This window comes from Streptomyces smaragdinus (assembly GCF_009604385.1).
In the GTDB taxonomy this organism is placed as follows: domain Bacteria; phylum Actinomycetota; class Actinomycetes; order Streptomycetales; family Streptomycetaceae; genus Streptomyces; species Streptomyces smaragdinus.
The window spans coordinates 1-13,309 of record NZ_WEGJ01000038.1; the positions used below are offsets into that span (position 1 = coordinate 1).

The following is a 13,309-nucleotide window of genomic DNA, read 5'->3' on the forward strand; positions in this document are numbered from 1 at the left end:
GCGATTGGGAAACGCCCGGTTACATTCCGAACCCGGAAGCTAAGCCTTTCCGCGCCGATGGTACTGCAGGGGGGACCCTGTGGGAGAGTAGGTCGCCGCCGAACAATTTTTAGCCTCAACCCCCGGCATTCTGTGCCAGGGGTTGAGGCTTTTTTGCGTTGCGGGTTGACTGGGCTGTATGGCTGAAGACTTGGTTGCGCTCCGCTGGGAGGAACCCGCGGAGCCAGGAGACGGACCTGTGCTGGTCCTGTTGGATCAGACCCGATTGCCGGCGGAGGAGGTCGAGCTTCTCTGTACGGATGTGCCGTGCCTTGTCCAAGCCATTCAGACGCTTGCCGTGCGTGGTGCCCCCTTGCTGGGGCTGGCCGGCGCCTACGGGATCGCTCTGGCGGCCGCGCGGGGTTTCGACGTACACGAGGCCGCGCGGGATCTGGCCGGTGCCCGGCCCACCGCCGTGAACCTGGCGTGGGGCGTACAGCGGGCCCTGGAGGCGTTCCGGGACGCCGGGCCGGGGCAGGGGGCCCGGGCCGCCCTGGATGAGGCGCGGAGGCTGCACCAGGAGGATGCGCGGGGGTCCCGGGAGATGGGGCGGCTCGGGGTGGAGCTGCTCGGGAAGCTGGTGCCCGGGGGTGGGTACCGGGTGCTGACGCACTGCAATACCGGGGCGCTCGTGTCCGGGGGCGAGGGGACGGCGTTCGCCGTCGTACGGGCCGCGCACCGGGACGGGGAGCTGCGGCGGCTGTGGGTGGACGAGACGCGGCCGCTGCTCCAGGGGGCGCGGCTGACGGCCTACGAGGCGGCGCGGAGCGGGATGCCGTACACGCTGCTGGCCGACAACGCCGCCGGGTCGCTGTTCGCGGCCGGTGAGGTCGACGCCGTACTCGTCGGGGCGGACCGGATAGCCGCGGACGGGTCGGTGGCGAACAAGGTGGGGTCGTATCCCCTCGCCGTGCTCGCGCGGCATCACGGGGTGCCGTTCGTCGTGGTGGCGCCCGTGTCCACCGTGGACCTGGACACCCCGGACGGGGCGTCCATCGAGATCGAGCAGCGGGCCGGGGACGAGGTCACCGGATCGGCGCCGCCGGGGACGCAGGCGTACAACCCGGCGTTCGACGTCACGCCGCCCGGGCTGGTCACCGCGATCGTCACGGAGCGGGGTGTCGTCTCACCTGTGCGTGGGGACGGACTCGCGCGGATGGCGGGTGGGGATTTTCTGCGTGAAACGGATCACTCCGGCGTGGCCTCCGAGTTTCGCGGGGCGATGGGATGATGTCCGTATGAAGGGACGCGTCCTGGTCGTCGATGACGACACCGCGCTGGCGGAGATGCTGGGCATCGTGCTGCGTGGAGAAGGTTTTGAGCCGTCGTTCGTCGCTGACGGCGACAAGGCGCTGGCCGCATTTCGCGAGGCCAAGCCTGACCTGGTGCTGCTGGATCTGATGCTGCCCGGCAGGGACGGCATCGAGGTGTGCCGGCTGATCCGCGCCGAGTCCGGTGTGCCGATCGTCATGCTCACCGCCAAGAGCGACACCGTCGATGTCGTCGTGGGCCTCGAATCGGGTGCCGACGACTACATCGTCAAGCCGTTCAAGCCCAAGGAGCTCGTCGCCCGGATCCGGGCGCGGCTGCGGCGCTCCGAGGAGCCCGTGCCGGAGCAGCTGGCCATCGGCGATCTGGTGATCGACGTGGCGGGGCACTCCGTGAAGCGGGAGGGGCAGCAGATCGCGCTGACTCCGCTGGAGTTCGATCTGCTGGTGGCGCTGGCCCGCAAGCCGTGGCAGGTGTTCACCCGCGAGGTGCTGCTCGAGCAGGTCTGGGGCTATCGGCACGCCGCCGACACCCGGCTGGTGAACGTGCATGTGCAGCGGCTGCGCTCCAAGGTCGAGAAGGACCCGGAGCGGCCGGAGATCGTCGTCACCGTGCGTGGTGTCGGGTACAAGGCAGGGCCCAGCTAGCGTGTCGCGGCTGCTCCAGCCCGGCGCCGCCGGCGGACCGATGCAGCCCATCCTGCGGATGGTGCTGCGCTGGGTCCGCCGGCCGCTGCAGCCTGCCGTGCTGCTGTGGCGGCGCAACATCCAGCTGCGGGTCGTCGCGACGACCCTGCTGATGTCCATGGGTGTCGTGCTGCTGCTCGGGATCGTCGTGATCGGGCAGGTCCGCAACGGGCTGCTCGAGGGCAAGCTGTCCGTGGCGACGAGCCAGGCGCAGGGCGGTTTCGCCAACGCCGAGGACCGGGCCGAGTCCGAGGGGCGGGCCCAGGCGTCCGGGCGGCAGGCCGCGCCCGAGGACTGGCACCGGCTGCTGGTGGAGTCGCTGAACAGCGGCAGCGGCAGCGGTCAGGGCGTCTTCCAGGTCATCGCGCTGCCGTCGGACGAGGGGCCGGGCGGGCTGGGCGGTGAGCCCGACAACGACGCGACGCCGGTGACGGCGCCCATCGGGATCGGCGTCGGGTCGATCGGGTCGGTCGAGCCGGATACCGTGTCGCCCGAGCTGCAGGCGCGGGTCGACGACGGCGACGGGATGTTCCAGGAGTACACCCGGATCCGGTACAAGGGCGGCGAGTCCGTGCCCGGGATCGTCATCGGGCAGCGGCTGCAGGACGTCAACGGGAATCCGTACCAGCTGTACTACCTCTTCCCGTTCACCGAGGAGGAGAAGACCCTCAGCCTGGTCAAGGGCACGCTCGCCACCGCCGGGGTGTTCGTCGTCGTCCTGCTCGGGGCGATCGCCTGGCTGGTGGTACGGCAGGTCGTGACGCCCGTGCGGATGGCCGCCGGGATCGCGGAGCGGCTGGCCGCGGGCCGGCTGCAGGAGCGGATGAAGGTCACCGGCGAGGACGACATCGCGCGGCTCGGCGAGTCGTTCAACAAGATGGCGCAGAATCTGCAGGGCAAGATCCAGCAGCTGGAGGAGCTGTCGCGGATGCAGCGGCGGTTCGTCTCCGACGTGTCGCACGAGCTGCGGACGCCGCTGACGACCGTACGGATGGCAGCGGACGTCATCCACGAGAGCCGTGCGGACTTCGACCCGGTGACGGGGCGGTCGGCGGAGCTGCTGCTGGGGCAGCTGGACCGGTTCGAGTCGCTGCTGTCGGATCTGCTGGAGATCAGCCGCTTCGACGCGGGCGCGGCGGCGCTGGAGGCCGAGCCGATCGACGTGCGCGAGGTCGTACGGCGGGTCGTGGACGGCGCCGAGCCGCTTGCCGAGCGCAAGGGCAGCCGGATCGTGGTGCGCGGGGCCGAGCAGCCGGTGATCGTCGAGGCCGACTCGCGGCGCGTGGAGCGGGTGCTGCGCAATCTGGTCGTGAACGCCGTGGAGCACGGTGAGGGACGGGACGTCGTGGTGCGGCTGGGTGTCGCGCACGGGGCCGTCGCGGTCGCCGTGCGGGACTACGGCGTGGGGCTGAAGCCCGGGGAGGCGACGCGCGTGTTCAACCGCTTCTGGCGGGCGGACCCGGCGCGGGCGCGGACCACGGGCGGTACGGGGCTGGGGCTGTCGATCGCCGTGGAGGACGCGCGGCTGCACGGCGGCTGGCTGCAGGCCTGGGGCGAGCCGGGCGGCGGGTCGCAGTTCCGGCTGACGCTGCCGCGGACGTCCGGGGAGCCGCTGCGCGGTTCTCCGATACCCCTGGAGCCCGAGGACTCGCGGGCGCAGCAGGCGCTGCGGCGGGAGGCCGCGGCCGCCGACACGGGGCTGCTGGCGTCCGTGCCCGCGCAGGGGCGGGGGCCGGTGACCGTACCGTCGGCGGGGGCCGCCCATCCGACGGCCGATCCGACCGCGCTGCCCGGGACGGGGCGGCGGGTCACGGAGTGGGAGAAGCAGTAGTGAACGGCCGTGGGGTACGCCTGGTCCAGGGGATCGTGCTGGCGAGTGTCGGCGTGGTGCTGGCCGGGTGCGTGGGGATGCCCGACAGCGGGGGCGTGAGCGCCGTCGACAAGGCCGACAAGCCCGGCGACCGGTGGGCGCGCACCGTGCCCGTACCGCCGAAGAAGGGCGACGGGGCGTCGCAGATCGTCGCGGGGTATCTGGAGACCCTGCGCAGCGACGACCTGAACTACACCACGACCCGGCAGTATCTGACGGCCGAGGCCCGCGAGGCGTTCGAACCGCCGACGGAGACCACCGTGCTCACGTCGGCGCCGGATACCCGTGAGGCCGACGACGTGCCGCGCGGGGACCATGCGCCGGAGCCCAAGGACAGCGGGGTGATGAAGTTCCGGCTGTCCGGGCACCAGATCGCCACGCTCGACGCCGAGACCGGCGCGTACCGGCCCGGGGTGCAGGAGTACGAGAGCTTCGTCGAGGTCGTGAAGGAGAAGAGCGGCGAGTGGCGGATCTCCCGGGTGCCGGGCGGCGGGCTGGTGCTGAGCACCAAGGAGTTCAAGCGGACCTATCAGGAGCCGGTCAACACGTACTACTTCACCAAACGGGAGCCCGAGGCGCTGGTCGCCTCGCCCGTGTATGTGCGTGACCAGCAGGTCAATCCGGCGGCCGCCACTACCATGGCCGTCGCCGCGCTGGTGCGCGGTCAGGGCGGAATGATGGCCGAGATCGCTCGGTCGGCGTTCCCCGCGAACACGACTCTGGCCGGGCGCGGGGCGGTCGTGCTGGAGGATCAGAAGCTGACCGTACGGCTCAGGCTGAAGACCCCGCCCGACCGGCTGACGTGCCGGAAGATGGCCGCACAGCTCTGGTACACGGTGCAGAACGGCTTCGCGGCGCGGCTCAGCGAGGTGGCCGTGCGGGCCGGCGGGTCGCAGCTGTGCGTGCTGACGGAGGACGCGGCCGGGCAGTACGCGACGGAGAGGCTGACCAGGGCGGACGAGCACCCGCGCTACTACTACATCGACGACGAGCAGCGGCTGATGCGCGTACCGGCGGGGGACGGTGAGGCGGCGGTGGTGTCCGGGCCGTTCCAGGACGGCAAGGCCAAGATCCAGTCGGTCGCCGTGTCGCGGGACGAGGAGCAGGTCGCGGCGGTGGCGGCGGGCGGGGGCGTGCTGTACTCGACGGGGCTGGGCAGCTCGGCGGTGCTGGGCAAGCCGCTGCTGCGGAGCCAGGCCGCGCCGGGCGGGGATCCGGCGGTCAGCGGGCTGACGGCGCCGAGCTGGGACGGGCACGGGGATCTGTGGGTGGCGGACCGGACGGCGGCGGGGTCGGTGCTGTACTGGTCGGACGGCGGGACGGCGGTGCCGCGGGTCGTCGAGGTGCCGGGGCTGGGCGGCGACAGGATCCAGGCGCTGCGGGTCGCGGCGGAGGGGGCGCGGATCGCGCTGGTCGTCGCCGACGCGGACGGCGGGCGGCGGCTGATGCTGGGCGGGATCACGCGCAGCGGGGACAGGCTGCGGGTGCAACCGCTGACGGAGATCGCGCCGCAGCTGGAGGACGTGCAGGCCGTGTCGTGGGCCGGTGACAGCCGGCTCGCGGTCGTGGGGCGCGTCGGGGACGGCGTGGACCAGGTCATGTTCGTGGAGACGGACGGGCGGCTGCCGGAGGACCGGGCGCGGGAGCTGACGGTGACGGGGGTGTCGGCCGTGGCGGCCTCGGAGGACGTGAGCATGCCGCTGGTCGCGATCTCGGAGCAGGCCGGTGTGGTGCGGCTGCCGGTGGGGTCGGACTGGGAGAAGGTCGCCTCGGGCGGGGTGGCGCCGGTCTATCCGGGGTAGTCCGCCCGTTTGCCCCGGTCCCGTCAGCGGATCTCGAGGATCTTCTCGCGCATCGCGTAGACGACGGCCTCCATCCGGGAGTGCAGCTGGAGCTTCTCCAGGATGTTGCGCACGTGGTTCTTCACGGTGTTCTCGCTGATGAACAACTCCTTGGCGATGTCACGGTTGTTCATGCCCGTCGCCACCAGCTTCAGCACCTCCAGCTCGCGGTCCGTCAGCCGGGGGGCCGGGACCAGGCGGCGCTCGTCGGTGCGCTGGATCATCGACTTGAACTCCGTGAGCAGCTTGGACGCCATCGAGGGGCTGATCTGCGACTGGCCGTCGGCCACCGCCCGGATCGCCGCCGACACCTCGTCCGTGGAGATCTCCTTGAGGAGATAGCCCGTCGCCCCGGCCTTGATCGCGTCGTAGAGGTCGGCCTCCTCGTCGCTGATCGTCAGCATGATGATCTTCGCGCTGGGCACCACCTCCTTGATCGAGGTGCAGGCCTCGATGCCGCCGCGGCGCGGCATCCGTACGTCCATCAGCACGATGTCCGGCAGCAGGTCGGCCGCCTTGTCGACGGCCTCGGCCCCGTCGCCCGCCTCGCCGACGACCTGGATGTCCTCCTCCTGGGCCAGGACGATCTCCAGGCCGCGGCGGAAGAGTTCGTGGTCGTCCACGACGAGGACGCGGATCGGTTCCTTGCGGGAGCCGAGCTCCACCTCGGCCGTGGGCTCCAAGCTGTTCGCCATCTCTCCCCCTGGGCCGCCCGTGAGGCGGCGGCTGCCGACTGGCCGTGCAGCGCCATGATTTCATGCCCGGGCGGCGGGGGATGCGCCCCGCCGCCCAGGATGGCGGAATTTCAGCTTCCAGCGAGCGGATACGGGTCCAGGTGGATCACGCCGTAGTCGTAGGCGTGACGGCGGTAGACCACGCTGGGCTGCTTGGTCTCGGAGTCGACGAACAGATAGAAGTCGTGGCCGACCAACTCCATCTCGTAGAGCGCCTGGTCGAGCGCCATGGGCGCGGCGGCGTGGGTCTTCTCCCGGACCACCAGGGGGCCTTCGCCGTCCACCTCCAGCGGACCGGCCTTGTGCGGCGGCGGGTACTCGGCGGGGGACTCCTCCGACTGGCCTGCGGCGATGGGGAGTTCGCCGGTGTCGGTCAGCTGGGCGGCGTTCGCCACCACGTCGCCGACCTCGGCAGCGGAGACGCGTCCCTTGCCGGGGCGGCGGGAGCTGCGCTTGTCGTGCTGCTTGCGCAGCCGTGCCTCGAGCTTGCTCGTGGCCAGGTCGAGTGCCGCGTAGGGGTCCGCGGCCGAAGCCTCGGCACGGACTACGGGACCCCGGGAGTGGACGGTGATCTCCACGCGGTCGGAGCGGTCCGCCAGCCGCGGATTGTGCTCCTTGGACACCTCTACATCGAGGCTGATCACCTTGCCGTCGTACTTCTGGATCTTGTCCAGCTTCAGTTTCTCGGCCACGTGCCGCCGGAATCGCTCCGGCACCTCGGTCTTGTGGCCCTTGACGACGATGTCCACGCAGAACTCCGTTCCGGGTCGCCTCGCGCTGTGGCGGGGCGTCGCCCTCTGTGCGCTGGGCTCCGGTGTACGTCCGGAGCCTCGGGGTTCTTTCAGCCGTCCGCGCTCGACGGGGTGCGGCCGGCTCTCACCTCCTCCTCCCCAGACATCAAGATCGACATCCCCCCTGTTCCGGGGGACACCTCTCTATGAATCGAACATAGCTCTCTTGCGGAGCTACGGCACCCTCTGTCCTCTACTGACCGTTCTACCAGCCGAAACGTTCGTTACGGCGGAGTTTCTTCCCTTCCCGGAAGGCTCTTTCGGACGTCGCCACGACCGCCGCGTCCAGGGGGCACGCCGTGTGCTCCCGCAGCGCCCGGGCGGCCTCCGCGAGGGTGGCCCCCGTCGTCATCACGTCATCAATGATGACCACGCGGGGGCCCGGCGGGCAGGGCCGGGCGGGCGCTCTCGCGGGGGCCGTGCGGCGCGTGGGACGCGGTGGAACGGGGGCCGGACGGGCGGGCAGAAGGAGCCGGGCGGCGGGCGTGGCCTCCAGGGCGTGCGCCAGATTCGCGCGGCGCCCGGCGGCCGTGAGGCCCGCCTGGTCGGCCACCTCCCGCCGGTGCCGCAGCAGGGGCGCCGCGCGGGCCCGGACGCCGCACCGGCGCAGGGCGCCCGCCGTGGCGCGGGCGAGCCGCCGGGTGTGGTCCTGCCCCCGGGCGGCGCGCCCGGCGGCGGAGGAGGGGACGGGGACGAGAATCACCCCGGCGTCGTCCGCGGGAGCCGGAGCCGGAGCCGGAGCCGGAGCCGGAGCCGGAGCCGGGACCGGTGACGCCAGGACGGCGGCGGCGAGCGCGGCGCCCAGCGGCGCCGCGAGGGGGCGGGCGCCGCGCTCCTTGTGGGCCAGGAGCAGCGCACGGACCGCACCGGCGTAAGCCGTCGCCGCGTGCACCGGCGGCAGGCCCCACGGCACCGGCGTCGGCCGCACCCGGCGCGGCGCGAGCCCGGACAGCCCCGCCGCGCAGCCGGCGCACAGGAGGGCAGCTCCCGACGCCCCCGCCCCCGCGCCCCCGCAGCCCGCGCAGACCACCGGGATCAGCAGCCCCACCAGCTCACCCCACAGCGCCCGGCCCGCCCCGGACCGTGGACCGCCCGGTCCCGTCATTTCGTACAACACGCGCATCGCCCCCCTCACACACCACGATGCCCGCCCCCCAACCCATCCGCGACCCCCTGTGGATAACCTCAGCCCGCGACCGCCGCCTCCATCGCCGGCCGCAGCTCGGCCGGGGTCACCCGCTCCACCCGCACCTCCGACGCCCCCACCCACCCGGCCGCCTCCCGCAGCGCCGCCGCCGTCGGCGCGACCGCCCGCGCCGGCGTCACACCCCCCGGCAGATCCGTGCCCAGCGACACCTGCCGCGCCACCAGCGTCCCGCCCTCGCGCGCCGGGTCCACGCGCGCGACCAGCAGCCCCCCGGCCAGCACCGGCATCGCGAAGTAGCCGTGGATCCGCTTGGGCTTGGGGACGTACGCCTCCAGCCGGTGCGTCATCCCGAAGATCCGCTCTGTCCGCGCCCGGTCCCACACCAGCGAGTCGAACGGCGACAGCAGCGTCGTCCGGTGCCGCCCCCGGGGCGCCTCCGCCAGGGCCTCCGGATCCGCCCACGCCGGCTTCCCCCAGCCCGCGACCTCCACCGGCACCAGCGGGGTGTCCGCCAGCACGGCGTCCACCTGGGCGGCGCGCAGCCGGTGGTAGTCGGCGAGGTCGGCGCGCGTCGCCACGCCCAGTGCCCGGCCGGCCTGGGTGACCAGGCGCCGTATGCACTCCGTGTCGTCCAGGTCGTCGTGGAACAGGTCGCCGGGGACGGCCCGTTCGGCCAGGTCGTACACCCGCTTCCAGCCACGCCGCTCCGTACACACCACCACGCCGGTGTCGAGCCCCCACTCCACGGCGATCTTCGTGTCCGACCAGTCCCACCAGGGGCCGCCGTTCTTCGCCCCGCCGAGGTCGGTGGACGTCTGCGGGCCCTCCGTCTTCAGCCGGTCGAGGACGGCCGCCAGGGAGGCGTCGCGGTCCTTCAGCCGGTGCCAGCGGTGGCCGCGGGACCGGAAAGCGCGGCGGCGGAAGGCGAAGAGGGGCCACTCCTCGATGGGCAGGATGCAGGCGGCGTGGGACCAGTACTCAAAGGAGTTCGCGTGCTTCCAGTACGCGTCCTCCACGGACGTCCGGCCGACGGCGCCGAGGCGGGCGTAGGGCACGAGCTCGTGGGACCGGGCGAGGACGGAGATCGTGTCCAGCTGGACGGCGCCCAGGCTCCGCAGGACGCCCCGGACGCCGGCGCGGCGGTCGGGGGCGCCCAGGAACCCCTGGGCGCGAAGGGCGATACGGCGGGCCTCGGCGGCGGTCAGCTGATCCATGCGTGGAGGGTAGTGCGCCCGGCCGACAACCCGGCGGCGGTTTTCAGCGCCCGTACGGAACGTACTGCCGCCCCGCCACCATCCCCCGGTCCGACGGCAGCAGCGACCCGATCCACGCGTCGCGGCGGGTGTCCCCGCGCGGGATCTGGGCGCGCAGGGTCCCCTCCAGGGTGAATCCGATGCGCAGGGCCACCGCGCGCGACGCCTCGTTGCCGGCCTCCGCCAGCCACTCCAGCCGTTCGACGCCCAGCGTCCGCAGTGCCCACGTGCTCAGCGCGTCGCCGGCCTCCGCCGTGTAGCCGTGGCCGCGCTGCTCCTTCGCCGTCCAGTAGCCGAGCTCCGCCGTCCGTACGGGCTCCGCCAGGCTGAGCCGGACCAGGCCCACGGCACCGACCAGCGCACCGTCGTCACGCCGGGTGACCGCGAGGTTGTACGACGTGTCGGCGCGCCAGCCCGCCGCGCAGATCTCCGTCACGAATATCTGTGCGTGCTCCCGGGTGTACGGCTGGGGAACGGTCGTCCAGCGCGGGATCTCCGGATCCTGGCACGCGACGTACACGGCTTCCGTATCGGCGGCGGTGAAAGGCCGCAGCAGCAGCCGGTCCGTGGTCAGCGTGATGGGCTCCATGCGCGGATTGTCCGTCGCCGCCGTCCGGATCCGGGAGCGTTCGGATGCGTGATGTGCGGCACTTTCCACCGGGTCGCGTCGTTGACACGGCGAGGGGCGCGACCGCGAATGTGCGGCTCGGCCGTGCCCGTACGTGGTCAGCCCTCCCGGTGCGGGCGCTCCCTCGCATACGATGGCCGGTGCGGCCGGGGCGGACGAGTATGTCCGCCTCCCAGAACAGACCGCGCCAGCGCATTCGACCGTGCCAGGCCCGACCGGCAAGGAGCCAGCCCAAGTGTCCGTCTTCGGAAAGATCCTGCGTGCAGGTGAAGGCAAGATCCTGCGCAAACTGCACCGCATCGCGGACCAGGTCAATTCCATCGAAGAGGACTTCGAGAACCTCTCCGATGCCGAGCTCCGCGCGCTGACGGAGGAATACAAGGAGCGTTACGCCGACGGCGAGAGCCTCGACGACCTCCTGCCGGAGGCCTTCGCCACGGTCCGCGAGGCCGCCCGGCGCGTCCTCGGGCAGCGGCACTACGACGTGCAGCTGATGGGCGGCGCCGCGCTGCACCTCGGCTATGTCGCCGAGATGAAGACCGGCGAGGGCAAGACCCTGGTCGGCACCCTCCCCGCGTACCTCAACGCGATCTCCGGCAAGGGCGTCCACCTGATCACGGTGAACGACTACCTGGCCCAGCGCGACTCCGAGTGGATGGGCCGGGTGCATAAGTTCCTCGGTCTGTCCGTGGGCTGCATCCTCGCCAACATGCCGCCGGCCCAGCGCCGCGAAATGTACGGCTGCGACATCACGTACGGGACGAACAACGAGTTCGGCTTCGACTACCTGCGCGACAACATGGCCTGGTCGAAGGACGAGCTCGTCCAGCGCGGCCACAACTTCGCCGTGGTCGACGAGGTCGACTCCATCCTCGTCGACGAGGCCCGTACGCCGCTGATCATCTCGGGCCCGGCCGACCAGGCCACCAAGTGGTACGCGGACTTCGCCAAGCTCGTCCTGCGGCTGAAGAAGGGCGAGCCCGGCGACCCGCGCCTGGGCAAGGCCGAGACCGGCGACTACGCGGTCGACGAGAAGAAGCGCACGGTCGGTATCCACGAGGCGGGCGTCGCCAAGGTGGAGAACTACCTGGGCATCGACAACCTCTACGAGTCGGTGAACACCCCGCTCGTCGGTTATCTGAACAACGCCATCAAGGCCAAGGAGCTGTTCAAGAAGGACAAGGACTACGTCGTCATGGAGGGCGAGGTCCTGATCGTCGACGAGCACACCGGCCGTATCCTCGCCGGCCGCCGCTACAACGAGGGCATGCACCAGGCGATCGAGGCGAAGGAAGGGGTGGACATCAAGGACGAGAACCAGACGCTCGCGACGATCACCCTGCAGAACTTCTTCCGCCTGTACGACAAGCTCTCCGGCATGACCGGTACGGCGATGACCGAGGCCGCCGAGTTCCAGCAGATCTACAAGCTGGGCGTGGTGCCGATCCCGACGCACCGGGGCCTGGCCCGGGTCGACCAGTCCGACCTGATCTACCGCACCGAGCCGGCGAAGTTCGACGCGGTCGTCGACGACATCGTGGAGAAGCACGAGAAGGGCCAGCCGGTCCTGGTCGGCACGACGTCCGTGGAGAAGTCCGAGTACCTCTCGCAGCAGCTCGCGAAGCGCGGCGTGCCGCACGAGGTCCTCAACGCCAAGCAGCACTCCCGTGAGGCCGTGATCGTCGCCCAGGCCGGCCGCCGCGGCGCGGTCACCGTGGCGACGAACATGGCCGGCCGCGGTACGGACATCCAGCTCGGCGGCAACCCCGACGACCTGGCCGAGGCCGATCTGCGCCAGGCCGGCCTCGACCCCGTCGAGAACGCCGAGGAGTGGGCCGCCGCCCTGCCGGCCGCCCTGGAGAAGGCGAAGGCCGCGGTGAAGTCCGAGCACGACGAGGTCACCTCGCTGGGCGGCCTGTACGTGCTGGGCACCGAGCGGCACGAGTCGCGGCGTATCGACAACCAGCTGCGCGGCCGCTCCGGCCGTCAGGGCGACCCGGGCGAGTCCCGCTTCTACCTGTCGCTGGGCGACGACCTGATGCGGCTGTTCAAGGCGCAGATGGTCGAGCGCGTCATGTCGATGGCGAACGTCCCCGACGACGTCCCGATCGAGAACAAGATGGTCACCCGCGCCATCGCCTCCGCCCAGTCGCAGGTCGAGCAGCAGAACTTCGAGACGCGTAAGAACGTCCTGAAGTACGACGAGGTGCTCAACCGCCAGCGCGAGGTCATCTACGGCGAGCGCCGCCGCGTCCTGGAGGGCGAGGACCTGCACGAGCAGGTGCAGCACTTCATGGACGACACCATCGACGCCTACATCGCGGCCGAGACCCAGGAGGGCTTCGCCGAGGAGTGGGACCTGGAGCGGCTGTGGGGCGCGTTCAAGCAGCTATACCCGATCTCCGTGACCGTCGAGGAGGTCGAGGAGGCCGCCGGTGACCGGGCCGGTGTGACCGGCGAGTTCATCGACGAGATGGTCAAGGAGGACATCCACGCGCAGTACGCGGCGCGGGAGAAGCAGCTCGGCTCCGAGATCATGCGGGAGCTGGAGCGGCGGGTCGTCCTGTCGGTGCTCGACCGCAAGTGGCGTGAGCACCTGTACGAGATGGACTACCTCCAGGAGGGCATCGGCCTGCGGGCGATGGCCCAGAAGGACCCCCTGGTCGAGTACCAGCGGGAGGGCTTCGACATGTTCACCGCCATGATGGAGGGCATCAAGGAGGAGTCCGTCGGCTATCTGTTCAACCTGGAGGTCCAGGTCGAGCAGCAGGTCGAGACGGTGGCCGTCGCCGACGCCGCCCCCTCGCTGGAGAAGGCCGAGGACGCCGTCCCGGCCGGGCGGCCCGCCATCAAGGCCAAGGGCCTCGACGCGCCGCAGCGTCCGGACCGGCTGCACTTCTCCGCGCCGACCGCGGAGGGCGGTGTGGAGGAGGGCGAGTTCGAGTCCGCCGGCCCCGTGCGCTCCGAGGCCGACGGCATGACGCGCGCCGAGCGCCGCAAGGCGCAGAAGGGCGGCGGGCGGCGCCGCAAGAAGTAGGCGGGGTTTGATCC

10 protein-coding genes and 1 rRNA gene are annotated in these 13,309 nt (G+C 71.6%); 6 read left to right on the forward strand and 5 right to left on the reverse strand.

All coding sequences use genetic code 11. From position 1 onward, the window contains the following. The 5 genes from rrf to SRB5_RS37620 form a co-directional block, all read left to right on the forward strand. Positions 1 to 104 (forward strand): 5S ribosomal RNA (gene rrf, locus SRB5_RS29570); the annotation flags it as partial. 74 nt (positions 105 to 178) lie between these two features. Further along, the gene (mtnA, locus tag SRB5_RS29575; RefSeq protein ID WP_153456529.1) at positions 179 to 1,270 is read left to right on the forward strand and encodes an S-methyl-5-thioribose-1-phosphate isomerase; all 1,092 of its coding nucleotides are present in this window, start codon (positions 179 to 181) and stop codon (positions 1,268 to 1,270) included. A 7-nt stretch (positions 1,271 to 1,277) separates the two neighbouring features. Next, positions 1,278 to 1,955 carry a two-component system response regulator MtrA gene (mtrA, locus tag SRB5_RS29580; RefSeq protein WP_153456530.1) on the forward strand — a complete coding sequence of 226 codons (678 nt, stop codon included), beginning with the start codon at positions 1,278 to 1,280 and terminating at the stop codon, positions 1,953 to 1,955. A gap of 40 nt (positions 1,956 to 1,995) precedes the next feature. After that, complete coding sequence (gene mtrB / locus SRB5_RS29585) at positions 1,996 to 3,825, forward strand: MtrAB system histidine kinase MtrB (protein WP_153456572.1); 1,830 nt, start codon at positions 1,996 to 1,998, stop codon at positions 3,823 to 3,825. Further along, on the forward strand, positions 3,825 to 5,666 hold the full coding sequence (locus tag SRB5_RS37620) for an LpqB family beta-propeller domain-containing protein (protein ID WP_153456531.1): 1,842 nt from the start codon (positions 3,825 to 3,827) through the stop codon (positions 5,664 to 5,666). Before mtrB ends, SRB5_RS37620 begins: the two co-directional genes overlap by 1 nt. A 23-nt stretch (positions 5,667 to 5,689) precedes the next feature. Here SRB5_RS37620 and SRB5_RS29595 read toward each other — a convergent pair whose 3' ends face one another. The 5 genes from SRB5_RS29595 to SRB5_RS29615 all read right to left on the reverse strand — a co-directional run bounded on the left by SRB5_RS29595 (position 5,690) and on the right by SRB5_RS29615 (position 10,219). Further along, positions 5,690 to 6,400, reverse strand: a complete 711-nt coding sequence (locus SRB5_RS29595) for a response regulator (protein ID WP_153456532.1) — start codon at positions 6,398 to 6,400, stop codon at positions 5,690 to 5,692. A gap of 110 nt (positions 6,401 to 6,510) precedes the next feature. Further along, on the reverse strand, positions 6,511 to 7,188 hold the full coding sequence (gene hpf, locus SRB5_RS29600) for a ribosome hibernation-promoting factor, HPF/YfiA family (RefSeq protein WP_323378704.1): 678 nt from the start codon (positions 7,186 to 7,188) through the stop codon (positions 6,511 to 6,513). Between the two features lie 247 nt (positions 7,189 to 7,435). Beyond that, entirely contained in the window at positions 7,436 to 8,353 is a 918-nt protein-coding gene (locus tag SRB5_RS29605; RefSeq protein WP_228390547.1) for a ComF family protein, read from the reverse strand. A 62-nt stretch (positions 8,354 to 8,415) separates the two neighbouring features. Further along, positions 8,416 to 9,591, reverse strand: a complete 1,176-nt coding sequence (locus SRB5_RS29610) for a winged helix-turn-helix domain-containing protein (protein ID WP_153456534.1) — start codon at positions 9,589 to 9,591, stop codon at positions 8,416 to 8,418. Positions 9,592 to 9,634: 43 nt separating this feature from the next. Next, positions 9,635 to 10,219, reverse strand: a complete 585-nt coding sequence (locus SRB5_RS29615; RefSeq protein ID WP_153456535.1) for a GNAT family N-acetyltransferase — start codon at positions 10,217 to 10,219, stop codon at positions 9,635 to 9,637. Between the two features lie 274 nt (positions 10,220 to 10,493). Between SRB5_RS29615 and secA the strand changes: the two genes are divergently transcribed. Continuing rightward, positions 10,494 to 13,295 (forward strand): preprotein translocase subunit SecA, encoded by a 2,802-nt coding sequence (gene secA, locus SRB5_RS29620; RefSeq protein ID WP_323378705.1) that lies wholly within the window; start codon positions 10,494 to 10,496, stop codon positions 13,293 to 13,295. The last annotated feature ends 14 nt before the right edge of the window (positions 13,296 to 13,309 follow it).